A 23,842-nucleotide genomic window follows, 5' to 3' on the forward strand; every position below is an offset into this window, starting at 1 on the left:
CCCGAAGGGGCTCTGACCCTGGCCCGGCGGCTGCGCTTACAGGTCGCCCAGACCGCTGGCGCGGCCGTCTTCGCCCACTTCCAGCAGACGCAGGGTGTTGGTGGCACCCAGGGTTTCCATGTGCTCGCCACTGGTGAACACGACACGATCACCGGCCTGCAGCAGTTCCGATTCCACCAGCAGGCGGATGCTGCCACGTGCAGCTTCGCGCGGGGTCAGGCCGCGGCTGTCGAAGTTGATCGGGTAGACATCGCGCATCAGCGCCATCTGGCGGCGGGCGCCGTCGTGGCGGGTGACCGCGAACACCGGCGCCTTGGCGCGGAAACGCGACAGGTAACGGGCGGTGCCACCGGATTCGGTCATCGCCACGATGGCGCGCACGCCCACGTGCTGGGACAGGAACATGGTGGCCATGGCGATGGCCTGGTCGGCGCGTTCCAGGTTGCGCGGCGAGGCATTGAAGTCGGTTTCGGTCTGGAACTGGCGTTCGGCACCCAGGCAGATGCGCGCCATGGCCTCCACGGCCTTCACCGGGTAGGCGCCGGCGGCGGTTTCGGCCGACAGCATTACCGCATCGGTACCGTCGATGACCGAGTTGGCCACGTCCAGCACTTCGGCGCGGGTCGGAATGGGGCTTTCCACCATCGACTGCAGCATCTGCGTGGCGGTGATCACCACCTTGTTCTGCGCCAGCGAGGCCTTGATGATCTTCTTCTGCAGGCCCGGCAGTTCGGCATCGCCGATTTCCACGCCCAGGTCGCCACGGGCCACCATCACCACATCGCTGGCCTCGACGATTTCTTCCAGGTTCTCGATGGCTTCGGTGCGCTCGATCTTCGACACCAGGGCAGCATCGCAGCCGTGCGAACGGGCGATGTCACGCGCGTCGTTCATGTCCTGCGCGTTGCGGCAGAACGAAACCGCGATGAAATCCACGCCGATCTTGGCAACGATGCCGATCAGTTCCTTGTCGCGCTCGGTCAACGCGCCCAGCGACAGGCCGCCACCCTGCTTGTTCAGGCCCTTGCGGTCGGACAGTGCGCCGTCGTTGAGCACGGTGTTGATGATGCGCTCGCCCTGCACTTCCACCACCTGCAGCTGCATCAGGCCGTCATCGAGCAGCAGCACGTCGCCGGGGCCCACGTCCTGCGGCAGGCCCAGGTAGCTCACGCCTACCTGGCTGGCATCGCCGGGGCCGGCGTTTTCATTGGCGATCAGGTCGAAACGGTCACCGGCCTTCAGGAAGACCTTGCCTTCGGCGAAGCGCTCGATGCGGATCTTCGGGCCCGGCAGGTCGGCCAGGATGCCCACTTCCACGCCCACGCGGGCGGCGGCGGCGCGCACGTCGGCGGCGCGCTTGGCCTGGCCGGACGGGTCACCGTGGCTGAAGTTGAGGCGCACCACGTTCACGCCGGCGCGGAACAGATCCTCCAGCACGCCCGGCGGGTCGGTCGCCGGACCGAGGGTGGCAAGGATCTTGGTGCGACGCTGACGCTCGAACATGGTGAATGGGCCTCTCCCGTGAAAGGGGGGAAATTAGCACATCCTTCACGCCCCATGTATACGGTTACACCCTTGTGGCGCCTGACTCTTCGGGACATGGAGCGGACATGCTCCGGACAGGGGGGCGGATGTAATCGGTTCCCGCGCTTGTACTCGCCCGGCCAGCGGGGTCAGAGCCCTCTCCCTTGGAGAGGGGTCCGACCCCTCGCGGTCATCGGGGTCAGAGCCCTCTCCGCTGGAGAGGGATCCGACCCCTGGGTGGGTCAGGCCAGCAGGGTGAGCAGCTGCGCCGGTTCGCGGGCCAGATGGCCGGCGCCGGCCTCGGTCAGCTCGGCTTCGCCGCCAAACCCCCACAGCACGCCCACGTTGCGCACGCCATGGAAGCGCGCGCCTTCGATATCCATGCGGCGGTCGCCGATCATCCAGCACTGTGCCGGGTCCAGCTGCAGCCGCTGCAGGGCCTCGCCCACCAGTTGCGGCTTGCTGCTGCGCGAGCCATCGGGGGTAGAGCCGATCACATCGTCGAACAGGTGGCCAAACGGCAGATGTTCGGCGATACGGCGGGCATGTACCTCGTTCTTGGCGGTCACCACGGCCATGCGATGGCCCCGCGCATGCAGCGCACGCACGGTGTCTTCGATGTCCGGATAGACCGTGTGCTCACGCCAGCCCTGCACATCGAAGCGCTCGCGGTACAGCGCCACCGCCTGCTCCACCCGCTGCGCGTCGCCGAACAGCGGGGTGAAGGTGGTGCGCAGCGATGGGCCGATCCACCCCAGCAGGGTTTCCTGCGGTGGTACCGGCTGGTCCATCTTCTGCAGCGCATAGGCAATACAGGTGGTGATGCCCACTTCCGAATCGATGAGCGTGCCATCCATGTCGAAGAAGAGCGTGGCACGCCCTTCCTCGATCTGTTGCGGCTGGACCGACATCAGTTGCCGCGCGCAGCCAGGGCGGCCACGGCAGGCAGGGTCTTGCCTTCCAGGAATTCCAGGAACGCACCGCCGCCGGTCGAGATGTAGCTGACATCGCCGGCGATATCGAACTTGTCCACTGCCGCCAGGGTGTCACCACCACCGGCGATGGAGAACGCCTTGGAGCGGGCGATGGCGCGGGCCAGCGCTTCGGTGCCCTTGCTGAAGGCTTCGAATTCGAACACACCCACCGGGCCGTTCCAGACCACGGTGCCGGCCTGCTCGATCAGCTGCGCGTACTGCGCGGCCGTCTGCGGGCCGATGTCCAGGATCAGATCGTCTTCGGCCACGGCATCGACGGCCTTCACTTCCGCCGCGGCGTCGGGCAGGAACTGCTTGGCGGTGACCACGTCCACCGGCAGCGGAATGGCTGCGCCACGGGCCTGCGCGTCGGCCACGATCTTCCTGGCGGTATCCAGCAGGTCCGGTTCGTACAGCGACTTGCCGACCTTGTAGCCGGCCGCGGCGATGAAGGTGTTGGCGATGCCGCCGCCCACGATCAGCTGGTCCACCTTGTTGACCAGGTTGGCCAGCAGTTCCAGCTTGGTACTGACCTTGCTGCCAGCCACGATGGCCAGCAGCGGCTTGGCCGGGGCATCCAGCGCCTTGGCCAGTGCGTCCAGTTCGGCCATCAGCAGCGGACCGCCGGCGGCCACCGGGGCGAAGCGGATCACGCCGTGGGTGGAGGCCTGCGCGCGGTGCGCGGTACCAAAGGCATCCATCACGAACACATCGCACAGGGCGGCATACTGCTTGGACAGGGTTTCGTCATCCTTGCCCTCGCCGACGTTCATGCGGCAGTTTTCCAGCAGCACCAGCTGGCCCGGCTGCACGTCCACGCCGTCCACCCAGTCGCGCACCAGCGGCACTTCACGGCCCAGCAGTTCGGACAGGCGCGCAGCAACCGGTGCCAGCGAATCGGCTTCGCTCCACACGCCTTCCTTCGGACGGCCCAGGTGCGAGGTGACCATCACGGCGGCGCCCTGTTCCAGCGCGCGCTTGAGCGTCGGCAGCGAGGCGGTGATGCGCTGTTCGGAGGTGATGCGGCCATTCTCGATCGGCACGTTCAGATCCTGGCGGATCAGCACGCGCTTGCCGGAGAGGTCGAGGTCGGTCATGCGGACGATGGACATGGGCAACTCTTTGGCTCAGGGACGGGATGCCGGTGTACGGCAGACGGCCATTGTATCGGGTGGTGGGGGGCCGATGCCTGCGGCAGGCAGAAGCGCACGGCAACAGCAACGGCCAGAGCCACAGCCAGAGCCAGAGCCGAAACGATGGCGCTTCCTGGTGCTGTGGGTGGGCCGGGGTGGTGTGGGCTGGCAGGGGACGCCGCAAGTACGTCCTTGTAGGCTTGGCCGCGGCATCCATGCCGCGGACACCCCTGCCAGCCCACACCGCCCCGGCCTCGACAGGTTCAGGGGCGGAGCGGACGGCAACGGCCGAAGCAAGAGCGGTCTGTGATGTCGGTTGGGAAGAAGGGGTCGGATCCGTTTTCCTGCGGAAAACGGATCCGACCCCGCAGCGAGCGCGCGCAGCGCGCGACCGGCTTTTGCTCTTCTTTTTTCTTTTCCGTGGGTGGCCGCCCCCGGAAACTGTCAGAGGCCGGGCGGGGTGGGGCCGCGGGGGTGTCCGCCGCATGGATGCGGCGGCCAAGCCTCCACGGACGGATTCACGGCGTCCCCCGCGGCCCCACCGCGCCCGGCCATGCGCGGCTTTTACCCGACCAACCGACCACCCACGAGGGGCTGCGCCGTTCGCAGGACACTACGCCGAAGGCGCGGGCTTCTGCTTCAGCAGGCTGATCGCCAGACCACCGACCACCAGCACGCCCAGCCCCAGCAATGCCCACAACAACCATGCCTTCCAGTCGCGCTGCGGCTGCAGTGCCGCATCACCGGCCAACACTTCCGGGCTGCCTTCGAAACGCGCCAGCGTGGGCTGCCATGCCGGGTCGTTGCGCTGCCGTAGTTCTTCGATCAACACGGTGATCGGCGCTTCGGCACGACGCGCCGTGGCGCTGCCCACCGCCAGCGCATACGGCGCAGCCCCCTGGCTCAGGAACACCATCACTTCGGGCTGGTAACCCAGGCGCAGCGTCGGCGTGCCGCCGGTCTGCGCGGGGTCAGCCACCAGCTTCCAGTAGCGATCGCGCCAGGTGCCCGCCAGCGGCTGCGAGGCCGACTGCTGGCGCTGCCCCGCCGCGCCCTGCTGCAACTGATAGGCGATCCACGGCGCGCTGCGGCGCTGCCAATCGGCATCGGCATCATCGCGGCTGTACAGGGTCCACTGCACCAGGCTGTTGCCGGTGCTGGCCACATCGGCGCGCGACACCGGGAAACGGCCATCCAGTTCAAAGGTGAATTCGCCCTTGCCCTGCGTGCGCGGCTGCAGCGGCACCCATTCCCAGGGCACGGTGGCCGGTGCCGGTGGCAGTTCGGCCAGCACGCTGCGCAGCGCCGGCAGTGCGGCACTGCCCTGCGGCAGGATACGCAGGTAGCGGGTGGTGCCATCAATCTGCAGGCGACGCTGCAGCAGGCGCTTGCCGGCGCGCTGCAGGTCCACCAGGGGCACGTCACGGGCAACCGAACGCCAATGCTGCAGATCGTCGCTGGCATCGACCTGCACCTGCGCCTGCAGCGGCTGGCCGCTGTCGGCCCAGTCCAGCACCAGCGCCGCCAGCGGCTGCTGGCCGAGCACGCTGGCATCGACCAGCCAGCCGCCCTGCCCGCTTGCGGCTGTGCCGGCACCCACGCGCGCCTCGACCCGACGCACGCGGCCATCGGTGTCACGCTCGGTCAGCAGCTGCAGATCATTGCGTTGTGCGTCGGCCAGCGGCGGCAGTGCGAACCAGGGCAGTTCGCGCTGCACCGGTGCCTGCGCCAGTGGCTGGTCCGGCGCCAGCAGCGCCGACGGCAGGGCCTGCCCGGCCGCGTTGAACACCTGCAGGTCGGCCAGGTCGGCTGTTCCTGCGCGGCGATAGATGGCCGGCTCCAGCACCACCCGGTACGCACCGGACTGCGCGCTGGACAGACTCAACGGCCATTGTTCGGCGTAGTGCTGGCGGTAATCGGTTGCCTGTGCGGCAACGCTGCCGGTGACGGCCATCAGCAGCGGCAGGACCACCGCGCTCCAGGTTTTCATGCGTTTTTCTCCACGGTTGGCGCCGCCGGCGGGGCCGGCGCCAGATAGCCCACGACCGTGCACAGCAGGCCGTAGGCAATGAACGATGCGATGCCCAGCAGGTTGCCCAGGTGCTGGCGGTCGATCAGCACCAGCTTGGCCAGCACCACGCCCATCAGCACCGCGCCCACCATCCACAGCACGCGCTGGCCGCGCTTGGAGCCCCACACCCAGGCGATCACGCCCAGCACGCTCCACAGCACGGTCAGGCTGGTCTGGGCCAGGCTGGAACGGGCCATGCCGGCGTTCCACGGCAGGCCGCCCCAGTGATGCACGGCGTGCAGCACGGTGCTGGTAAGCGTGACGAAGCCGACCACGGCCAGCAGCGGAACCCGCAGTCTGCGCAGTTCCATCGGCCCTTCGGCGCTGTACAGCCAGTAAGCCCCCAGCAGCAGTGCCAGCCATTGGGTCAGCTCGGCCGGGTTCAGCACGGGCAGCCAGGCCAACGGCGCCGCGTCGCCCGGTTGCAGCAGTGCGGCCAACCAAGCCAGGGCCAGTGCTGCGAACAGCGTGGTCTGCAACGGCGCGCGTGCGGCCGCAAAGCGCTCGCCCAGCGGCCAGCTCACCGCGTTCCAGCGCCACAGCGACAGCGCCGCCAGCAGCAGCCACGGCAGGGTGACCAGCAAGGTGGTCCAGCCCTGCGCCAGCGCGGCGGCATCGCCGCCCCACAGGGCCAGCAGTGACAACAGGCAGGGCCACAGCAGCAGCCACAGGAACTGCGCGATGCTGGCCACCCAGCCGTTGCTGCGGCGCAGGCACAGCAGGGTACGCACGCCCAGCACCGCAAACACCGCCCAGGCCAGCGCACCGTAACCGGCAAACGGCTGCGGATGGGCCTCGTTCTGCCACAGCGCCACCGGGAAGGCCAACGCCAGCATGCCCAGCGCGGTCAGCCCCAGCGCGCGCGCGGGGCGACGGTGCTGCAGTTCGGCGGCCAGCCAGCCGGTCACCGCCACCAGCACCAGCAACGCATCGGCCTGCGACAGCAGCGGCAGGAAGCGCGCGATGTCATGGGCGAACCCACCGAACCACCACAGCAGGCCCCACAGGTAATAGACCAGGGCCATGTCATGGCGGCTGCGCTGCTGGTAGCTCCATGCCGAGGCAAACCCGGCCAGCGCCAGCAGCAGCGCGCCAATGGCCGTGGGGTTCAACAGGAAGCGGCCATCGCCGTGCCAGTAATCGGCGCCCACCACGAAGGCGAAGGCCGCGCCCAGCTGCAGCAGCGCGCCGGCCACCTGCGGCAGCCAACGCTGCTGGCGCAGGCCCAGCCAGGCCAGGCCCGCCCCTTCCAGCGCGAACACCGCGCCGGTGGCACGCGCCGACAGCGCCAGCGGCACCGCCAGCGTGGCAAAGCCCACCGCCAACACCGCGTGCGACTGCGCCAGCACCGTGTACGACGCCCGCGCCAGCAACGCGCGGGCCAGCACCGCATAGATCGCCGCCAGGCCCAGCGCACACAGGGCCAGGGTCATCGGCTGGGTGTGCAGCATGCCGGCCTGCAGCGAGAACGCTACCAGCGGCGTGCCGAACACCAGGCTGCCATCGACCAGGTCACGCCGCGCCGCCGGCTGGCGCCGCGCGTACAGCAGCGGAATCAGCAGGTAGAAGGCGAAGAACAGCAGCAGGAACGGTTCAGTACTGGCGAACTGCTCCGGCCGGTACTGCAGCACGCCCCAGAACGTGCCGATGCCGAAGGTGAAAGCGAAGCCGAGCAGGTTCAGTGCGCGCCAGGGACGGAACCAGGCAATGGCAAAGATGCCGGCATTGAGTACCGCGTAGTAGCTGAACAAGCCCACGTGGTTGCCGCTGCCGGTGGACAGCCACAGCGGCGCCATGAAGCCGGCCAGGATGCCCAGTACCGCCAGCGTGCGCGAATTCTGCAGCACGGCCAGCACGCACAGCCCGGCCACCAGGGCGATGGAGCTGCCGAAGGCAAACCCTGCGTTGAGCAGTTCATAGCGCTTGAATGCGGCGAACACGGTCAGCAGCAGTACGCCGATCGCCCCGCCCTGCAGTGCCAGCGCGAACATGCGCCGCCGTTCGCGCTGCTGCCAGCCAAAGCCCAGCAGGCCCAGCGCGGCCACGGTAATGCCGGCCAGGCGCAGTTCGATCGGCACCACCAGCCAGCCCTGGTCGCTGACGTACTTCAGCAGCGCGGCAACGCCGGCCAGCAGCACCAGCATGCCGATCTTGACCGGTACGTTGCCTTCGGTGAACCAGCGTTTGACGGCGGCGGCAGCGCGCTCGATGACGTTCGGCAGCGCAGGCTCGGCCGGCAGTGGCGGCAGCACGGGTTCAGGGGGCAGCGGCGGCGGCGGTGCGGGCCTGCGCGGCGGCGGCGCGGGCGCCGGCGCGGGTGCGGCCGTGGCAGCGACTTCAGCCGCCGCCTCGGGCACCGGCTCGGTCAGATCGGCCGCAGGTGCGCGCAGCGGCGCAGCGACGGGCGCGACCGCCGGCGGGGCCGCAGGCGACACGGCGGGCGCCGCGGCCACGGCCTGTTCCAGTGCCGCCACGCGGCGGCGCAGCCCGGCAATCATCACCAGGGCCACCACCAGCAGCAGCGGAACGGCCAGCAGGGCCAGTACCGCCAGAACAATCAAGGCTTCCATTGCGTGTCTTTCCTCCGCACCCGCGCCCCAACGGCAGCGGTCGACCCCGCCCATGCTACGGCATGCCCGGACCCCATAAACGACGAACCCCGGCCAGGCCGGGGTTCGTGCGGCGATCTTCGCAGGCCTTACTTGGCCGCGACGACCTTGGCCATTTCCAGGCACTTGTTGGAATAGCCCCACTCGTTGTCGTACCACGACACGAGCTTGACGAAGGTGCCGTCCAGGGCGATACCGGCGTCGGCATCGAACACCGAGGTGTGGGTTTCACCAACGAAATCGGTGGCCACCACCTTGTCTTCGGTGTAGCCCAGGATGCCCTTCAGCGCGCCTTCGCTCTGTGCCTTCACTTCGGCGCAGATCTCGGCGTAGGTGGCTTCCTTTTCCAGCTCGACGGTCAGGTCGACCACCGACACGTCCGAGGTCGGCACGCGGAAGCTCATGCCGGTCAGCTTCTTGTTCAGTTCCGGAATGACCACGCCCACGGCCTTGGCCGCACCGGTGGACGAGGGAATGATGTTTTCCAGGATGCCACGGCCGCCGCGCCAGTCCTTGTTGGACGGGCCGTCAACGGTCTTCTGGGTGGCGGTTGCCGCGTGCACGGTGGTCATCAGGCCACGCTTGATGCCCCACTTGTCGTTGATGACCTTGGCCAGCGGGGCCAGGCAGTTGGTGGTGCACGACGCGTTGGAAATGATGGCCTGGCCGGCGTAGGTCTTGTCGTTCACGCCGAACACGAACATCGGCGTGTCGTCCTTGGACGGGGCCGACATGATCACCTTCTTCGCGCCCGCATCGATGTGCTTCTGCGCGGTTTCCTTGGTCAGGAACAGGCCGGTGGCTTCCAGCACCACGTCGGCGCCGACTTCGTCCCACTTCAGGTTGGCCGGATCGCGTTCCTGGGTCAGGCGGATCTTCTTGCCGTTCACCAGCAGGTCGTTGCCCTGCACGGCCACGTCGGCCTTGAAGCGGCCGTGCACGGAGTCGTACTTGAGCATGTACGCCAGATAGTCCGGCTCCAGCAGATCGTTGATGGCCACGATTTCGATGTCGTCGCCGAAGTTCAGCACCGCCGAGCGCAGGACGTTGCGACCGATGCGACCGAAACCGTTGATACCAACCTTGATTGCCATGTTCTCAAGCTCCTGCGGCCGCGACGGGTGCGGCGGGATGGATAGGGCCCCCAAGTCTAGCAAACCGGGCCTGACCACCGTGGGCCAGACCCCCTGCTGGCAGGGGCCGCCGGGGGGATTTGATCCGGATCAAAGCGTTAGCGCGGCGTGAGGCCGACACTGGCCCCATCAACCCCGCAACGAGAACACCCCCATGCGCACGCATTCCCCCCTGATCCTGGCCAGCCTGGCCGCCGCCCTGTCGCTGGCTGCCGCTCCGGCCATGGCCCAGTCCAAGGGCGACTGGACGGTTTCGGCCGGCGTCCACCAGGTCGCACCGAAGTCCAACAACGGCTCGCTGGCCGGCGGCACCCTGAAGGTGGACGTGGACAATGACGTGAAGCCGACCATTACCGGCGAATACTTCATTGCCGACAACCTGGGCATCGAAGTGCTGGCCGCCCTGCCGTTCAAGCACGACATCAACATCAACGGCCTGGGCCGGGTGGGCAGCAGCAAGCAGCTGCCGCCGGTGGTCACCCTGCAGTACCACTTCAACAGCAAGGGCAAGGTGTCCCCGTTCGTGGGTGCCGGCCTGAACTACACCACCTTCTTCAGCGAAGACACTACCGGCGCGCTGGCCGGCAGCAAGCTGAAGCTGGAAGACTCCTGGGGCCTGGCCGCGCATGCCGGCGTGGACTTCGCCATTGGCGAAAAGGGCGCCCTGCGCGTGGACATGCGCTGGATCGACATCGACAGCAAGGTGAAGCTGGATGGCGAGAAGATCGGCACGGTGAACATCGATCCGCTGGTGTACGGCGTGTCGTACGTCTTCAAGTTCTGAGGAATGTTCTGAGTGCGGGGGCTACGCCCCCGCTCCCCCGTCTCGAGCAGCAACCGACCAAGCAAAAACGCTCGCAGCATGTTGCCCCGGTGTGTGTGCCGGGGCTTTTTTGATTGGGCGGGGCGGGTGGATTGCTCAGGACCCGCCGCAAGTACGTCCGTGTAGGCTCGTAGGCGCCATCCATGGCGCCTGCGGTCCCGAGCAATCCACCCGCCCCGCCCTTCCCATTTCCGCGCGCGTGCAAGCGAAGTCAAAATCCGCGCGCATGAGTTGAGTGGGCATTGGGTTTCATTGGTCTGCGGCCACTTCCACCCGGTTGCGGCCGGCGGCCTTGGCGCGGTAGAGCGCCTGGTCGGCCCTGGCCAGCGCCTGTTCCAGGGTGTCGCCGCCGTCGTCATGCCAGCGCGCCACGCCGATGCTGACGCTGACCACTGGCGCCGCATCGGAATCGGCATGGGCGATCGCCAGTGCCTGCACCTGCTGGCGCAGCTGTTCGAACGGTGCCGACTGCGGTTGGCCCGGCTGCCAATGGCCCAGCGCCACGAACTCTTCGCCACCATAGCGCGCCACCACCGAATCCACGTCGCGCAGCTGTGCAGACAATGCCGCGGCCACGGCATGCAGCACGGTGTCGCCGGCGGGGTGGCCGTGGTGGTCGTTGTAGCGCTTGAAGTAATCGATATCGATCATCGCGATGCGCAGCGCACCGCGCGGGTGTGGCGTGCGCAGGTAGTGCTGGAAGATCTGCCGGGCACGGCGGTCGAAGGCCCGGCGGTTCAGCAGGCCGGTCAGGCCATCGTGGTTGGCCAGTGCGTCCAGCCGCTGTTCGGCAATGAAGGTGGCACGTGCCTGGCGTTCGGAGATGTAACAGCCCACCATGCCCGCCACGTGCGTGGCCAGCACGAACATCAGCGCCTCGGCCAGGGCCGGCCCGGCCGGCAATACGTTCACTTCGGCCAGCACGAAGGCGGCGCTGATGACCGTGCCATTGAACGTGGCGACCTTGAAGCGCAACCCGCACAGGAAGTAGTTGAACAGCAGGAACAGGCTCACCCCTTCATAGGGATAGCCGGTTTCGGCGTGGTGCGCGGTCCACACCATGGCCACCAGGGCCAGCCCGCTGCACAGCACCATGGCCCCGCCGATGTACTGCTGGTAGCGGCGCCACGCCGGCAGATAGGTCATCACCACGCCCACCAGCAATGCCGGCAGCAGCACGCCCAAGCGCCAGCGCAGCACCACGGCGCCGATGTCGGGCGGCAACCACTGCTGGTCCAGCGCGATGAACAGCAGCGAGAAACAGGCGGCCACGGCGCAGGCCCAGCGCATGCGCCACAGCACCTGTGCATCAAACGCGGCGGCAAACCCGGATTCGTCGATCGGTACTGCGGTAACGCGCCTGTCGGTGCTGGTCATCGCCGTCCCCATGCGTGGCCGCGCCAGCCTATCGGCAACCGGATCAACGCGGCGTCGGCAGCGGGCCGCCGGCGACGCGCCGCGTTGCGTCAATTCCCTGTCCGGCGGCGCCGCTAGAATGGGCGGATGAAAGCCCTGCACTCCCTGTTCCTCGCCGCCGCGCTCGCCCCGGCCCTGCTGACCCTGTCCGCGCCCGCCCATGCCTGGGGCGCACAAGGCCACCGCCTGGTGGCCGAGGTGGCCGAAACCCGCCTGAACCCCACGGCCCGTGCCGAAGTGGACCGCCTGCTGGCCACCGAACCCGGCGCCACCCTGGCCAGCATCGCGCCCTGGGCCGACCAGCTGCGCGCCAAGGACCCCGGTCTGGGCCGCCGCTCGGCCGGCTGGCACTACGTGAACATCGCCGAAGACGGCTGCCATTACGAAGCCCCCAAGCACTGCAAGAACGGCAACTGCATCGTGGAAGCCCTGAAGGCACAGAGCGCGATCCTGGGCGACCGCCAGCTGACCGATGGCGAGCGCCTGCAGGCGCTGAAGTTCGTGGTGCACCTGGTGGGTGACGTACACCAGCCGATGCACGCCGGCTACGGCCACGACAAGGGCGGCAACGATTTCCAGCTGCAGTTCGGCAACCGCGGTACCAACCTGCATTCGCTGTGGGACAGCGGCATGCTCAACACCCGCAAGCTGGATGACAGCGGCTACCTGCCGGTGCTGCGCGCACTGCCGGCGCCGAAGCTGGCGCGCCAATCCAACCCGCAGCAGGATCCGCAGCGCTGGGCCGAAGCCAGCTGCCGCATTTCGGTGCAACCCGGCGTTTACCCCGCTTCGCGCAAGATCGGCGATGAATACACCGCGCGCTACCGTCCGGTGGCCGAGGCACAGCTGCGGCTGGCCGGTGAAAACCTGGCCCAGCTGCTGAACCGCGTGCTGGGCACACGCTGAGGAGGTTCCATGTCGGTCCAGGTCCAATCCTTCTTCCACCGCGACAGCAATACCTTCAGCTATCTGGTCAGTGATCCGGCCAGTGGCGAGGCGGCGTTGATCGATCCGGTCCTGGATTACGACCCGGACACCGACGCCAGCAGCGACGCGCCCGTGCGCCCGCTGCTGCAGGCCATCGAACAGCAGGGCCTGCAGCTGCGCTGGCTGCTGGAAACCCACGCCCACGCCGACCACGTGTCGGCCGGGCGCCAGTTGAAGGCACGGTTCCCGCAGGCCACGCTGGCCATCGGCGAAGGCATCCGCGCCGTGCAGGCTACCTTCGCGCCGCGCTACGGCCTGGACATGGCGGCGCAGCACGCGCACTTCGACCATCTGTTCAGCGATGGCGAAACCTTCGCGCTGGGTACGCTGCAGGGCCGCATCATCGCGGTGCCGGGCCACACCAGCGACAGCATCGCTTATCTGATCGACGATGCACTGTTCACCGGCGACTCGCTGTTCATGCCCGATGGCGGCACCGCCCGCTGTGATTTCCCGGGCGGCGACGCGGCGCAGCTGTACCGCTCCATCCAGCGCCTGCTGGCGCTGCCCGATGCCACCCGCGTGTTCGTCTGCCACGACTACGGCCCGGGTGGCCGTGCGATTGCCAATGAAACCACCATCGGCGCGCAGCGTGCGCACAACATCCACGTGCATGACGGCGTGGATGAAGCCGCGTTTGTCAGCGTGCGGCAGGCACGCGATGCCACCCTGGCCGAACCGAAGCTGATGCAGCCGGCGGTGAAGGCCAATATCCAGGGCGGGGCCTGAGAGCAGCGGCCAGGGTCGGCCGGGCATGGCCCGGCGCTACCGTGTTCCTGTCAGGCGCTATCGGCCCTGCGTGCGCACCACGTGCTGGCCCTTCACGATTTCGAAGGTGAAGGCGTACTGCAGGGTGACCGCCACCGGTTCGATGCTGTCGGCGCCCTTGCAGTCGCTGCGGTCTTCGGGCGTGTTGCCGGCGGCGAAACGACAGACCGCCGCCGGGGAATACTTCCACTGCGCGACCGCGTCCTGCGCGGCCTGCAGCAGCGGGGCATTCTCCGTCGCTGCGCCCGCGCTGCATTCCGTGCGGTCGGTCAGCGGCGTGCTGCGTTCAACCCCGCCCTGCGCGTCCACCACCACCTGCAGGCAGACCGTGGTTGGCGGCAACGCGGTGCGTGGATCGCGCTCGCCCACCACCGGGTCCGGTGCCGCATACAACTGCGGCATCCGGTAGCCCTCGCTGGCGGCCAGCGCGTACGGCTGGACCTGCCCCGCACCACCGGCCGCATCGGGCTGCAGGCGCTGGTGGCCGACGCTCTCATTGCGGGTATCGACCGTGGTCAGGCGTTCATGGCTGGCGCACCCGGCCAGCAGCGCGGCTGCGATGCAGAGCGGTGCGCCCTTCATCGCTCCCCTCACTGCGCCTGTCCGCCGGCAGCTTCGGTGTTGTCCATGGCGTAGGTGATCGGGATGCGCAGCTTGCCCGCCACCGCCTTGCCATTCTTCATCGCCGGCGTGTAGGTCCATTTGCGCGCCGCTGCGATCGAGGCCGCTTCAAACACGCCGGGGTTGGTCGCACTTTCCACCTTCACGTCGGTGACGATGCCCTTGGCATCGACGGCCACGATCAGGTTCACCACGCCGGTCTGGCGCTTCTCGATGGCGTCGGCCGGATAGCTCGGCGGTGACATCTTCTGGGCCTGGATCGGCCTGTCCAGGCCGGCCTTGGCAGCATCCGCCGCGGCGTGCTGGAACGGTTCGGCGCTGACCGACGGCGTGCCCGTCACCGCCCCCTGGCTGGCCCACGCCAACGCCGCCCCACCCATGCACAGACCCACCAGCAACAGCTGGCCCGACACCTTCGACAATGCCTTCCGCTTCGACTGCTTCAACATGGCGATACGCTCCTTCAACTCGGGTTGGCTGCGCCAATGGCAGGCCATCGGCGCAACCGGGTGGACCAGCTGCGCCTTCAGCAGCGTGCTGGCGTAGAGACGGCGCTGCGAGGGCTGGGTGGCGACGGTGCGTGCATCGCAGGCCAGTTCCTGGTCGCGCAGGAAACGGCGCGCGGCCCAGGGCAGCAACGGGTGGAACCAGAACACCGTGCGCGCCAGCAGCAGGCCGCCATTGGCCCAGTGATCGCCGTTGCGGCGATGGCTGCGTTCGTGCAGCAGGATCAGCGCCTGCTCATGGGCATCGAACTGCTGGTCGAAGTGCGGGCCAACCACGATGCGCGGCCGCCACAGCCCCACCAGCGCGGGCAGGCCGGGGTCGGCGCTGGCCTGCCAGCTGCCATCGTCACGCGCCTGCAGGGGGCCCAGCGTCTGCTCGAAACGGCGTTGCGCACGCAGCGCGCGCAGCAGCTGCAGGCCGGCCCCCAGCGCCCAGGCCACGGCCAGCAACCACGGCCACAGCGGCAACTGCGCGGCAGGCCCTTCCACGGTGCCTGGCACCACTTTGAATGGCAGCGTGGGCACGTGCTGCAGCACCGGCAATGCCGGCACGGGCAGCAGCAGGGCCAGCAGCAGCAGCGGCAACAGCCACCAGCTGCGATAGGCCAGTTCCGCACCGCCCAGCGTTACCAGCACGGGCCGCACGGCCGCCAGCAGCAGCACACCCAACGCCAGCCCCAGGCTGGCCTGCCACAGTCCATCGAGCAGCTCATTCATCGTCCATCTCCTGGATCAGCTTCTTCAGTTCGGCAATGTCCTGTGCCGTCAGCTGCCCGCGCTCGCTGAAGTGGGCCACCAGCGGCGCCACCCGGCCATCGAACACGCGGCCGATGAAGTCCTGGCTCTGCATGTCCACCCATGCCTGGCGTTGCAGCAGCGGCAGGTACAGGTAGCGACGGCCGTCGCGTTCGGCGGCAATGGCGCCCTTGGTCAGCAGGCGGTTGAGCAGGGTCTTGATGGTCGGCTCGGCCCAGTTGCGGTGGGCCAGCGCGGCGACCACGTCGTCTGCGCTGCGCGGCGACTGCTGCCACAGCACCTCCATCACGATGGCTTCGGCTTCACTGATCGCGCTCATTGTTTACATCCGTAATCGACAGTTCGATTACGCGCGTAATCGAACGCGCTGTCAAGCCCCTCGACATGCGGTTCATCTGCCCCGGACCAGCATCGAAGCCACCGCCCACGGAGCCTGCATGAAGCCGCTGCGCAAGAAGGACTACCCCGTCGAGGACGCACGCCGGTTCCTGGAACCGGGCCCGATCGTGCTGGTCAGCACGGCGGCGCAGGGCCAGCGCAACCTGATGACGATGGGCTGGCACATGGTGATGGGCTTCTCGCCGTCGCTGGTGGCCACTTATCTGTGGAACGAGAACCACAGCTTCGCACTGGCCCGGGACAGCGGCGAATGCGTGATCAATGTGCCCGGCGTGGAGCTGCTGGATACGGTAGTGGACATCGGCAACTGCAGCGGCCGGGATGTCGACAAGTTCGCCCACTTCGGCCTGGACGCGCTGCCGGCGCGCGACGTGGCCGCGCCCCTGGTGGGCCAGTGCCATTCCTGCTTCGAGTGCCGCCTGTACGACGACAGCCAGGTGCAGTCGAGCAATCTCTTCATCTGGGAAATCGTGCGCGCACACGTGGCGCCGCGGCCGAAGCTGCCGCGCACGTTCCACTATCGCGGCGATGGCCAGTTCATGCTGTCCGGCGCCGAAGTCTCGCGTCGACGGCGGTTCAAGCCCGACATGCTGTAATGCCCGCACTCCCCCGCACGCAGGACCTTGCCGCATGACCGAACACCTGACCGACCTGGACGCCGCCGTTGATTGGCTGTTCGCGCGCGTGGACGGGCCGCTGCGGGTGGGTGCGCCGCTGGCGCTGGGCAAGCCGCACCGGCTGTTGAATGCCTTGTATGCACGGGTGGAAGCGGATCCGTCGCGGCCGCTGCAGCTGTACACCGCGCTGTCGCTGAACCCGCCCAAGGCGCGCGGCGATGGGCTGGAGGCGCGCTTCATGGCGCCGTTCGTGCAGCGCCATTTCGGCGAGGATTTCCCGCGCCTGGCCTATGCCGATGCCATCGCCCGCGATGCGCTGCCGGCGCATGTGCAGGTGGAAGAGTTCTACATGCAGTCCGGCGCGCTGCTGGGTTCGCGGCAGGCGCAGTCCAGCTACACCAGCCTGAACTACACGCACGCCGCCGATGCGGTGGCCCAGCGCGCGCCGCAGGTGATCGTGCAGAAGGTGGCCATGCGCCCGGATGATCGCCGGCTGTCGCTGTCATGCAACAACGACATCACCCAGGACACGCTGGATGCGATTGCCGCACGCGGCCTGCCGCGCCCGTTGCTGGTGGCCGAGATCGACCCGCAGCTGCCCTACCTGGGCGGTTCGGCCACGGTGGATGTGTCCTTCTTCGACCTGGTGATCACCCCGCCGCCGCCCTACCCCGCGCTGTTCGGCCTGCCGCGGCAGCCGGTGGCCGACGCCGACTACGCCATCGGCCTGTACGCCAGCACTCTGGTGCGCGATGGCGGCACGCTGCAGATCGGCATCGGCACCCTGGCCGATGCGCTCAGCCACGCGCTGGTGCTGCGCCATACCGACAACGCGCGCTACCGCCGCGTGCTGCATGCGCTGGACCCGCAGCTGGCCAGCCATCCGCTGGTGCAGGAAATCGGCGGGCTGGAGCCGTTCGAGGTCGGCCTGTACGGCTGCAGCGAAATGCTCAACGAAGGCTTCCGCCGGTTGGTGCAGACCGGGGTGATCAAGCGCAAGGTGCACGACGATCTGGCCCTGATGCAGCGCATCGAAAACGGCAGTACGCTGTCGATCGACCACGCCACCCTGGCCGCCGAGGGTGAATACCTGCACGGCGCGTTCTACCTGGGTTCGCCGGAATTCTACGAATGGCTGCGCACCCTGCCCGAAGACGAATGCCGCGCGATCGGCATGCGCCGCATCAGCGAGATCAACCAGCTCTATGGTGGCAACGAGACGCTGGAGCGCCTGCAGCGCCGCCATGCGCGCTTCTTCAATTCCTGCATGATGGCCACCGCGCTGGGCGCGGCAGTGTCGGACGCGCTGGATGATGGGCGCGTGGTCTCGGGCGTGGGTGGGCAGTACAACTTCGTGGCCATGGCCCATGCCCTGCCGGAAGCACGCAGCGTGCTGATGTTCCGTGCCGCACGCGACGACAAGGGCCAGCGCGCCTCGAACGTGCGCTGGAACTACGGCCACACCACCATTCCGCGGCACCTGCGCGATATCTATCTGAACGAGTACGGCATTGCCGATCTGCGCGGTTTGACCGACGAGGACTGCGTGCAGGCGATGACCGCCATTACCGAAGCGCCGTTCCAGGCCGCACTGCTGGAGCAGGCGCACGCCGCGCGCAAACTGCGTGTCGCGCAGCAGCCGGATCCGCAGCGTCTGCAGCGCAACACGCCTGCCGCGTTGATAGCGGCGCTGGCTCCCTTCCGCAGTGATGGCACCCTGCCCGACTACCCGCTGGGCAGTGACTTCAACGAGATTGAACAGGTGCTGGTGAAGGCGCTGGGCTGGCTGAAGGCGAATACGCAGACACGCGGCGCGACGCTGCGCACGGTGTGGGATGCGCTGCGCCAGCCGGCCGGCGATGGCGATGCGGTGTATCTGCAGCGCATGGGGCTGCAGGCGCCGAAGGATTTTGGCGAGCGCTTGAACGCGCGGCTGCTGCGGCTGGCGTTGGCGCGCACCGCGTAATCGCAGCGATGGTAGCGCCGGACCATGCCCGGCGGAACGGTAGCGCCGGGCCATGCCCGGCGCAACAGCTTCTGTGCCAACCAAGGTTGGCACCTACCAGAGCATCGCGGCACGCTATGCTGTGCCGATGAACGACGATTCCCGTTTCCTGCACGACCTGCAGCAACGCCAGGCCGCAGGCGATGACCTGCGCTATCTGTGTTTCTGGGGCCACCAGCCGCCGCGCAGCGGTGTGTCTGCGTCCTGCTTCAGCCAGTGGTACGACGCCGGCTTCGACATTGAGGGCGTGCACTACCGCACCGCCGAGCACTACATGATGGCCGGCAAGGCGCGGCTGTTCGGCGCAACCGTCCTGCTCGACAAGATCATCGCCAGCGCCACGCCGGACAAGGCCAAGGCGCTGGGCCGCCAGATCGAAGGCTTCGATGAAGCGCGCTGGGTGCAGGCGCGCTACGACCTGGTGGTGGCCGGCAACCGCGCCAAGTTCAGCCAGAACCCGGAACTGGGCGCCTTCCTGCGCGCCACGGCGGGTTGGGTGCTGGTGGAAGCCAGCCCGGTGGATTTCATCTGGGGCATCGGCCTGGCCAAGGACCACGCCGACGCGCACAACCCGGCGCAATGGCGCGGGCTGAACCTGCTGGGCTTTGCATTGATGGATGTGCGCGAGGCGATGTAGCGCTCATCCACGCATGGCGTGGATCTACTGCGGGCGGTTCAAGGCTTCGGGGAGATCGAGACGCGCGATCGCAGGATGCTCGCGATGTTCTGCCTGCCAGAGATCGTAGGCCGCTTGCATCGCCAACCACATCCGGGCATTTCCCAGACCGGCCAGTTCCAAGCGGTACGCCAGCTCGGCAGAAATGCCTGCATGGCCGTTGATGACCGTCGACAATTGCCCACGTGAGTACCCGAGGTGGTGCGCGAGCGCACTGATGGACATCTTGATCGTCGGCAGGATGTCTTCGCGTAGCGCTTCCCCAGGATGGGGCGGATCATGCAGCGGCATCGGATAGCTTCCTAGTGATAATCAAGGTAGTCGACCAGTTCAACATCGAGACCGCGGAAGCGAAAAACCAGTCGCCAATGCGCTGACACGCTTACCGTCCAGTATCCCTTGTAGCTGCCACGCAAGGGGTGCAGGCGATTGCCTGGCAGCCCCATGTCTCCAGGCGTATGGGCCTGGTCCAACTGGTGAAGCAGGCGCCGCAAGCGTGCAACATGATCGGCGCGGACACCCGATGCGTCCCCCGCTCATAAAGTGTCCTCAGTCCTTTGTGCTGGAAGCTGACGATCACCCCAGCACACTGTAAGGCATCACCTTACACCCTGCAATTGCGCAATCATTGTGCACACGCGCCTCCAGGCCCAGAAGCTGGCTGGCTCTTGCTGCGGCCACCCGAGGATCCTGTTGTCGCAGGGAATGCCGTACCGGCGGAAGAGGCCATAGCGTCATCGACATCGACACGGCGGTCAGTGCCGATCGGAAAACAAGAAAGGCCGGCTTGCGCCGGCCTTTCCCTTTCTGCTTCGCGACGCGGCTTACAGCGCCTTGGCTGCTTCCACCACGTGCGTGGCGGTGATGCCGAAGTGCTGGTACAGCTTGTCGGCCGGGGCCGAAGCGCCGAAGGTGTCGATGCCGATCACCGCACCGTCCAGGCCAACGAACTGGCGCCAGAAGCCGGTCACGCCGGCTTCCACCGCCACGCGCTTGCGCACGGCGTTGGGCAGCACCGATTCACGGTAGGCCGCATCCTGGCGCAGGAACACGTCGGTGGACGGCATGGACACCACGCGGGTCTTCAGGCCGGCGGCATCCAGCTGCGCCTTGGCTTCGGTGGCCAGAGACACTTCCGAACCGGTGGCGATCAGGATCACGTCCGGGGTGCCGACCGCATCGGCCAGCACGTAGCCGCCGCGTTCGATCTGCGCGATCTGCCCGGCATCGCGCGGCTGGTGCGGCAGGTTCTGGCGGCTGAACACCAGGCAGCTCGGACCGTCCTGACGGGTGATCGCTGCCTTCCAGCTCACCGCCGATTCCACCGCATCGCAGGGGCGCCACACATCGTTGTTCGGGATGTAGCGCAGCGAGGCCAGATGTTCCACCGGCTGGTGGGTCGGGCCGTCTTCGCCCAGGCCGATCGAGTCGTGGGTGTAGACGTGGATGGCATGGGCCGGGATCAGCGCGCTCATGCGCACGCCGTTGCGGGCGTAGTCGCTGAACACCAGGAAGGTGGCATCGAACGGAATGAAGCCACCGTGCAGGGCCAGACCATTGGCAATGGCGGTCATGCCGAACTCGCGCACGCCGTAGTACACGTAGTTGGCGTTGGCGTCGTCGCTGGCGACCGACTTGCTGCCCTTCCACAGGGTCAGGTTGGAGTGCGCCAGGTCAGCCGAACCGCCGACGATTTCCGGCAGCAGCGGGGCGAAGGCTTCGATGGCCAGCTGCGAGGCCTTGCGCGAAGCGATCGTCGGGCCTTCAGCGGCCACCTGGGCGATGTAGGCATCGGCCTTGGCGACGAAGTCGGCCGGCAGTTCGCCGTGCGAGCGACGGGTCAGTTCGGCCGCTTCGGCCGGGAACTGCGCGGCGTACTTGTCGAACTGCTGTTCCCATTCGGCCTGGCGCAGGGTGCCGGTACCGCCGGCACGCCAGCCGGCGTAGATCTCTTCGGGGATCTCGAACGGACCGTAGTTCCAGCCCAGCTGCCTGCGGGTGGCTTCCAGTTCGTCCTTGCCCAGCGGCGCGCCGTGGCTGGATTCCTTGCCGGCCTTGTTCGGCGAACCGAAACCAATCGTGGTGCGGCAGCAGATCAGGGTCGGCTTGTCGTCCTGCGACAGGGCCGCTTCGATGCCAGCCTTGATGCTTTCCGGATCGTGGCCATCGACATCGCGCACCACGTTCCAGCCGTAGGCCTCGAAACGCTCGGGGGTGTTGTCGGTGAACCAGCCTTCGACGTTGCCGTCGATGGAGATGTGGTTGTTGTCCCAGAAGCAGACCAGCTTGTGCAGGCCCCAGGTGCCGGCCAGCGAAGCGGATTCATGCGAAACGCCTTCCATCAGGCAGCCATCGCCCATGAACACCCAGGTGCGGTGGTCGACGATTTCCAGCTCCGGGCGGTTGAAGCGCTGTGCCAGCAGCTTCTCGGCCAGAGCGAAGCCCACGGCGTTGGCAAAACCCTGGCCCAGCGGGCCGGTGGTGGTTTCCACGCCCGGGGTCTCGTGGCGTTCCGGGTGGCCAGCGGTGTGGCTGCCCAGCTGGCGGAACTGCTTGAGCTGTTCGATCGGCAGGTCGTAGCCGCTCAGGTGCAGCAGGGCGTACTGCAGCATCGAGCCGTGGCCGTTGGACAGCACGAAGCGGTCGCGGTTGAACCACTGCGGGTTGTTCGGGTTGTGCCGGAGATAGTCGTTCCAGAGGACTTCGGCGATATCGGCCATGCCCATGGGCATGCCGGGGTGGCCGGACTTTGCGGTTTCAACCGCATCGGCGGCAAGGAAGCGGATGGCGTTGGCCAACTGGCGACGGGTAGGCTGCGTCATGGTTCTGTCGGAATCGGGAGGCGGCCGCGGACGTGCGGGCCCCCCATTGTCCCACAGACCCGGGGCCGGGTTCAGGCGTAGGGCCAGATCCCTTGCCAGAGAAAGGGATCTGGCCCCGCCCGCCGCTTACTTCGGGGCGGCGGCCTCGATCACGGCGCACATCGACTTCTTCTGGAAGTCCTCGCCGGTGGCGTAGGTGGCCGGAGTGGTCTTGGTCACGGTGATCTTCGAGCCCTTGCCCTCGGCCTCGATCAGCACGTTCCACGGCAGGGTGGTCTGGCCGCCGTTGAACTGGACGTTCTGCTCCATGGTGAGCATGCCCAGGTCCTTGTCCACGGTGGCCACCTTCAGGCCCGACTTCACGCCTTCGATCTGGATGCGCTTGAGCGCGTCAGCCGGGCTCGCGTTGGGCACTACGTCCCAGGTGGTGAAGGTGCGCCCGGCGAAGAAGCTGCCGGTCTTGGTGTAGTTGGTTTCACAGGCCTTCTGGGCACTGGCGTCGAAGGCCAGCAGGCCCAGGGCGGCGACCATCACGTACGAAATCCTCATTTCTGCTCCCGTTCGCACGGCGCCAATCCCGACGCCTTCCATGCGTCGGGATAGTATCCATGGCATTCAGGGCGCGTTCAATCGCGCGGCGCAGCCGGCTCCGGGCGATCGTGCGCTTCGCCCTTGGCCACCAGGGTGGTCAGGGCCAGGTCGCCGGTCACGTTCAGGGCGGTGCGGCACATGTCCAGGAAGTGGTTCACGCCCAGGATCAGGCCGATGCCCAGCGGGTTCACCCCGACCATGGCACAGATCATGGCCACCACCGGCAGCGAGCCGGACGGCACGCCGGCCGTACCGATGCCACCCAGGATGCACACGGCCATGACCATGATCTGCTGACCGATGCTCAGGTCCACGCCGAAGAACTGGGCCAGGAAGATGACCGTCACGCCCTCGAACAGCGCAGTGCCGTTCTGGTTGGCGGTCGCGCCCACGGTCAGCACGAAGCGCGACACGCGCTGCGGCAGGCCCATCTGGTCGGCCACGCGCAGGGCGGTGGGCAGGGTCGCGTTGCTGGAGGCGGTGGAGAAGGCCATCACCGTCGCTTCCTGGGTATCGCGGAAGAACGACAGCGGCGAACGGCCCGACAGCCACACGGCGGTACCGTAGGTCACCACCATGTGCAGGCCCAGGGCCAGCACCACCACGCCCACGTAGGCGCCCAGGCGGATGATCAGCTCGAAGCCGAACAGTGCGGCCAGGTTGAACATGAAGCAGGCCACCGCATACGGGGCCAGGCGGATGACCAGGTTGATCAGGGTCATCGAGATTTCGAACACGCCCTCGATGGCGCGGCGCAGCGGCGCAACCTTCTCATCGTCGGTCAGCACCATGCCGATGCCGAACATCAGGGCGAAGAACATCAGCGACAGGATGGCGCCGTTGTCCGAAGCGGCCTGCAGCACGTTGCTGGGCACGATCGACAGCAGCATGTCCATGCCCTTGGGCGTGCCATGGATGCCGGCCACGATTTCCTTGCTGCGCTCGGCGTTTTCCGAAAGCATCAGCGCGGCCGTCTGCGGGTCCACGCCGGCGCCAGGCTTGAGCACATTCACCAGCACCAGGCCGATGCCCACGGCAATGCCGGACAGCAGCACGGTGTAGGCCAGGGTCTTCCAGCCGATGCGGCCGAGGGCGCGGATATCGCCCATTTCCGACACACCCATGATGAGTGCCGAGAAGATCAGCGGCACGATCAGCATGAAGATCAGGTTGAGGAACAGGCCCGAGGCGGGCGTGGTGATGTAGTCCATCACCCACTTGGCGCCGGTCTGCAGGCCTTCCACGCTGCCACCCAGGGCGTGCACGATCAGTCCCAGGACCAGGCCGATCGCGAAGCCGATGCCCATCTTCCAGTGCAGGGGCAACTTCTTCTTGCCGGCAGCAGCTGCTGTCATATGCGGGGTTCCTCGAAAAATGAATCTACTCTAACAAAGCGCGCAGGCCGCGCTGG

Annotated in this window: 21 protein-coding genes; 6 read left to right on the forward strand and 15 right to left on the reverse strand. The window is 67.5% G+C overall.

Annotation, left to right across the window (positions count from 1 at the left end; all coding sequences use genetic code 11):
- Nucleotides 1-36: 36 nt before the first annotated feature.
- The 6 genes from pyk to gap all read right to left on the reverse strand — a co-directional run bounded on the left by pyk (nt 37) and on the right by gap (nt 9,405).
- Nucleotides 37-1,503 carry a pyruvate kinase gene (gene pyk, locus C1930_RS15885; protein WP_108753995.1) on the reverse strand — a complete coding sequence of 489 codons (1,467 nt, stop codon included), beginning with the start codon at nt 1,501-1,503 and terminating at the stop codon, nt 37-39.
- A 263-nt stretch (nt 1,504-1,766) separates the two neighbouring features.
- On the reverse strand, nt 1,767-2,435 hold the full coding sequence (locus C1930_RS15890) for an HAD hydrolase-like protein (RefSeq protein WP_108772164.1): 669 nt from the start codon (nt 2,433-2,435) through the stop codon (nt 1,767-1,769).
- The gene (locus C1930_RS15895; RefSeq protein WP_108772165.1) at nt 2,435-3,610 is read right to left on the reverse strand and encodes a phosphoglycerate kinase; all 1,176 of its coding nucleotides are present in this window, start codon (nt 3,608-3,610) and stop codon (nt 2,435-2,437) included. The genes C1930_RS15890 and C1930_RS15895 overlap by 1 nt, the downstream gene beginning before the upstream one ends.
- A gap of 634 nt (nt 3,611-4,244) precedes the next feature.
- A complete protein-coding gene (locus C1930_RS15900) occupies nt 4,245-5,621 on the reverse strand; it encodes a DUF3999 domain-containing protein (RefSeq protein WP_108772166.1) in 1,377 nt (458 codons plus the stop codon).
- Nucleotides 5,618-8,272, reverse strand: coding sequence for a DUF2339 domain-containing protein (locus tag C1930_RS15905; protein ID WP_108757036.1), 2,655 nt, complete (start codon nt 8,270-8,272; stop codon nt 5,618-5,620). The genes C1930_RS15900 and C1930_RS15905 overlap by 4 nt, the downstream gene beginning before the upstream one ends.
- Before the next feature lie 128 nt (nt 8,273-8,400).
- Nucleotides 8,401-9,405, reverse strand: coding sequence for a type I glyceraldehyde-3-phosphate dehydrogenase (gene gap, locus C1930_RS15910; protein ID WP_019660012.1), 1,005 nt, complete (start codon nt 9,403-9,405; stop codon nt 8,401-8,403).
- A 193-nt stretch (nt 9,406-9,598) separates the two neighbouring features.
- On the opposite strand from gap, the gene C1930_RS15915 reads away from it, so the two are divergent.
- Nucleotides 9,599-10,228 carry an OmpW family outer membrane protein gene (locus C1930_RS15915; RefSeq protein WP_108757037.1) on the forward strand — a complete coding sequence of 210 codons (630 nt, stop codon included), beginning with the start codon at nt 9,599-9,601 and terminating at the stop codon, nt 10,226-10,228.
- Nucleotides 10,229-10,516: 288 nt separating this feature from the next.
- Here the strand turns inward: C1930_RS15915 and C1930_RS20345 are convergent, their stop codons facing one another.
- Nucleotides 10,517-11,644 (reverse strand): GGDEF domain-containing protein, encoded by a 1,128-nt coding sequence (locus tag C1930_RS20345; RefSeq protein WP_159093626.1) that lies wholly within the window; start codon nt 11,642-11,644, stop codon nt 10,517-10,519.
- A 126-nt stretch (nt 11,645-11,770) separates the two neighbouring features.
- Between C1930_RS20345 and C1930_RS15925 the strand changes: the two genes are divergently transcribed.
- Both C1930_RS15925 and C1930_RS15930 read left to right on the forward strand, forming a co-directional pair.
- Entirely contained in the window at nt 11,771-12,589 is an 819-nt protein-coding gene (locus C1930_RS15925) for a S1/P1 nuclease (RefSeq protein ID WP_108757789.1), read from the forward strand.
- Nucleotides 12,590-12,598: 9 nt separating this feature from the next.
- The gene (locus C1930_RS15930) at nt 12,599-13,399 is read left to right on the forward strand and encodes an MBL fold metallo-hydrolase (protein ID WP_108772168.1); all 801 of its coding nucleotides are present in this window, start codon (nt 12,599-12,601) and stop codon (nt 13,397-13,399) included.
- A gap of 57 nt (nt 13,400-13,456) precedes the next feature.
- On the opposite strand, the gene C1930_RS15935 is transcribed toward C1930_RS15930, so the two are convergent.
- Genes C1930_RS15935 through C1930_RS15945 form a run of 3 tightly spaced genes read right to left on the reverse strand, consistent with a single transcriptional unit; the run spans nt 13,457 to nt 15,640 of the window.
- Nucleotides 13,457-14,020, reverse strand: a complete 564-nt coding sequence (locus tag C1930_RS15935; protein WP_108772169.1) for a hypothetical protein — start codon at nt 14,018-14,020, stop codon at nt 13,457-13,459.
- A gap of 8 nt (nt 14,021-14,028) precedes the next feature.
- Nucleotides 14,029-15,282 carry a TonB family protein gene (locus C1930_RS15940; RefSeq protein WP_108772170.1) on the reverse strand — a complete coding sequence of 418 codons (1,254 nt, stop codon included), beginning with the start codon at nt 15,280-15,282 and terminating at the stop codon, nt 14,029-14,031.
- Nucleotides 15,275-15,640, reverse strand: coding sequence for a BlaI/MecI/CopY family transcriptional regulator (locus C1930_RS15945; RefSeq protein ID WP_108757042.1), 366 nt, complete (start codon nt 15,638-15,640; stop codon nt 15,275-15,277). Before C1930_RS15945 ends, C1930_RS15940 begins: the two co-directional genes overlap by 8 nt.
- A gap of 118 nt (nt 15,641-15,758) precedes the next feature.
- Here C1930_RS15945 and C1930_RS15950 point away from each other — a divergent pair, with 118 nt between their 5' ends.
- The 3 genes from C1930_RS15950 (at nt 15,759) to C1930_RS15960 (ending at nt 18,979) form a co-directional block, all read left to right on the forward strand.
- Nucleotides 15,759-16,316 carry a flavin reductase family protein gene (locus C1930_RS15950; protein ID WP_108772171.1) on the forward strand — a complete coding sequence of 186 codons (558 nt, stop codon included), beginning with the start codon at nt 15,759-15,761 and terminating at the stop codon, nt 16,314-16,316.
- Nucleotides 16,317-16,350: 34 nt separating this feature from the next.
- Nucleotides 16,351-18,303, forward strand: coding sequence for an acetyl-CoA hydrolase/transferase C-terminal domain-containing protein (locus C1930_RS15955; RefSeq protein WP_108772172.1), 1,953 nt, complete (start codon nt 16,351-16,353; stop codon nt 18,301-18,303).
- Nucleotides 18,304-18,430: 127 nt separating this feature from the next.
- Nucleotides 18,431-18,979: an NADAR family protein gene (locus C1930_RS15960; protein WP_108772621.1), complete on the forward strand. Its 549-nt coding sequence runs from the start codon at nt 18,431-18,433 to the stop codon at nt 18,977-18,979.
- Between the two features lie 24 nt (nt 18,980-19,003).
- On the opposite strand, the gene C1930_RS15965 is transcribed toward C1930_RS15960, so the two are convergent.
- The 5 genes from C1930_RS15965 to C1930_RS15985 all read right to left on the reverse strand — a co-directional run bounded on the left by C1930_RS15965 (nt 19,004) and on the right by C1930_RS15985 (nt 23,786).
- Nucleotides 19,004-19,309, reverse strand: a complete 306-nt coding sequence (locus C1930_RS15965; protein WP_108750948.1) for a HigA family addiction module antitoxin — start codon at nt 19,307-19,309, stop codon at nt 19,004-19,006.
- Between the two features lie 11 nt (nt 19,310-19,320).
- Nucleotides 19,321-19,512, reverse strand: a complete 192-nt coding sequence (locus tag C1930_RS20580) for a type II toxin-antitoxin system RelE/ParE family toxin (protein ID WP_325051537.1) — start codon at nt 19,510-19,512, stop codon at nt 19,321-19,323.
- A gap of 330 nt (nt 19,513-19,842) precedes the next feature.
- Complete coding sequence (tkt, locus tag C1930_RS15975) at nt 19,843-21,840, reverse strand: transketolase (RefSeq protein ID WP_108772173.1); 1,998 nt, start codon at nt 21,838-21,840, stop codon at nt 19,843-19,845.
- A gap of 126 nt (nt 21,841-21,966) precedes the next feature.
- Nucleotides 21,967-22,389: a hypothetical protein gene (locus C1930_RS15980; RefSeq protein ID WP_234412681.1), complete on the reverse strand. Its 423-nt coding sequence runs from the start codon at nt 22,387-22,389 to the stop codon at nt 21,967-21,969.
- A 77-nt stretch (nt 22,390-22,466) separates the two neighbouring features.
- Nucleotides 22,467-23,786: a dicarboxylate/amino acid:cation symporter gene (locus C1930_RS15985; protein ID WP_108772175.1), complete on the reverse strand. Its 1,320-nt coding sequence runs from the start codon at nt 23,784-23,786 to the stop codon at nt 22,467-22,469.
- Nucleotides 23,787-23,842: the final 56 nt, after the last annotated feature.

This window comes from Stenotrophomonas sp. SAU14A_NAIMI4_8 (genome assembly GCF_003086695.1).
Taxonomy (GTDB): domain Bacteria; phylum Pseudomonadota; class Gammaproteobacteria; order Xanthomonadales; family Xanthomonadaceae; genus Stenotrophomonas.

Coding starts and splice junctions, on each gene's coding strand:
- pyk (WP_108753995.1), bottom strand. CDS start 1,503: ATGTTCGAGCGTCAGCGTCGCACCAAGATCCTTGCCACCCTCGGTCCG.
- C1930_RS15890 (WP_108772164.1), bottom strand. CDS start 2,435: ATGTCGGTCCAGCCGCAACAGATCGAGGAAGGGCGTGCCACGCTCTTC.
- C1930_RS15895 (WP_108772165.1), bottom strand. CDS start 3,610: ATGTCCATCGTCCGCATGACCGACCTCGACCTCTCCGGCAAGCGCGTG.
- C1930_RS15900 (WP_108772166.1), bottom strand. CDS start 5,621: ATGAAAACCTGGAGCGCGGTGGTCCTGCCGCTGCTGATGGCCGTCACC.
- C1930_RS15905 (WP_108757036.1), bottom strand. CDS start 8,272: ATGGAAGCCTTGATTGTTCTGGCGGTACTGGCCCTGCTGGCCGTTCCG.
- gap (WP_019660012.1), bottom strand. CDS start 9,405: ATGGCAATCAAGGTTGGTATCAACGGTTTCGGTCGCATCGGTCGCAAC.
- C1930_RS15915 (WP_108757037.1), top strand. CDS start 9,599: ATGCGCACGCATTCCCCCCTGATCCTGGCCAGCCTGGCCGCCGCCCTG.
- C1930_RS20345 (WP_159093626.1), bottom strand. CDS start 11,644: ATGACCAGCACCGACAGGCGCGTTACCGCAGTACCGATCGACGAATCC.
- C1930_RS15925 (WP_108757789.1), top strand. CDS start 11,771: ATGAAAGCCCTGCACTCCCTGTTCCTCGCCGCCGCGCTCGCCCCGGCC.
- C1930_RS15930 (WP_108772168.1), top strand. CDS start 12,599: ATGTCGGTCCAGGTCCAATCCTTCTTCCACCGCGACAGCAATACCTTC.
- C1930_RS15935 (WP_108772169.1), bottom strand. CDS start 14,020: ATGAAGGGCGCACCGCTCTGCATCGCAGCCGCGCTGCTGGCCGGGTGC.
- C1930_RS15940 (WP_108772170.1), bottom strand. CDS start 15,282: ATGAATGAGCTGCTCGATGGACTGTGGCAGGCCAGCCTGGGGCTGGCG.
- C1930_RS15945 (WP_108757042.1), bottom strand. CDS start 15,640: ATGAGCGCGATCAGTGAAGCCGAAGCCATCGTGATGGAGGTGCTGTGG.
- C1930_RS15950 (WP_108772171.1), top strand. CDS start 15,759: ATGAAGCCGCTGCGCAAGAAGGACTACCCCGTCGAGGACGCACGCCGG.
- C1930_RS15955 (WP_108772172.1), top strand. CDS start 16,351: ATGACCGAACACCTGACCGACCTGGACGCCGCCGTTGATTGGCTGTTC.
- C1930_RS15960 (WP_108772621.1), top strand. CDS start 18,431: ATGAACGACGATTCCCGTTTCCTGCACGACCTGCAGCAACGCCAGGCC.
- C1930_RS15965 (WP_108750948.1), bottom strand. CDS start 19,309: ATGCCGCTGCATGATCCGCCCCATCCTGGGGAAGCGCTACGCGAAGAC.
- tkt (WP_108772173.1), bottom strand. CDS start 21,840: ATGACGCAGCCTACCCGTCGCCAGTTGGCCAACGCCATCCGCTTCCTT.
- C1930_RS15980 (WP_234412681.1), bottom strand. CDS start 22,389: ATGAGGATTTCGTACGTGATGGTCGCCGCCCTGGGCCTGCTGGCCTTC.
- C1930_RS15985 (WP_108772175.1), bottom strand. CDS start 23,786: ATGACAGCAGCTGCTGCCGGCAAGAAGAAGTTGCCCCTGCACTGGAAG.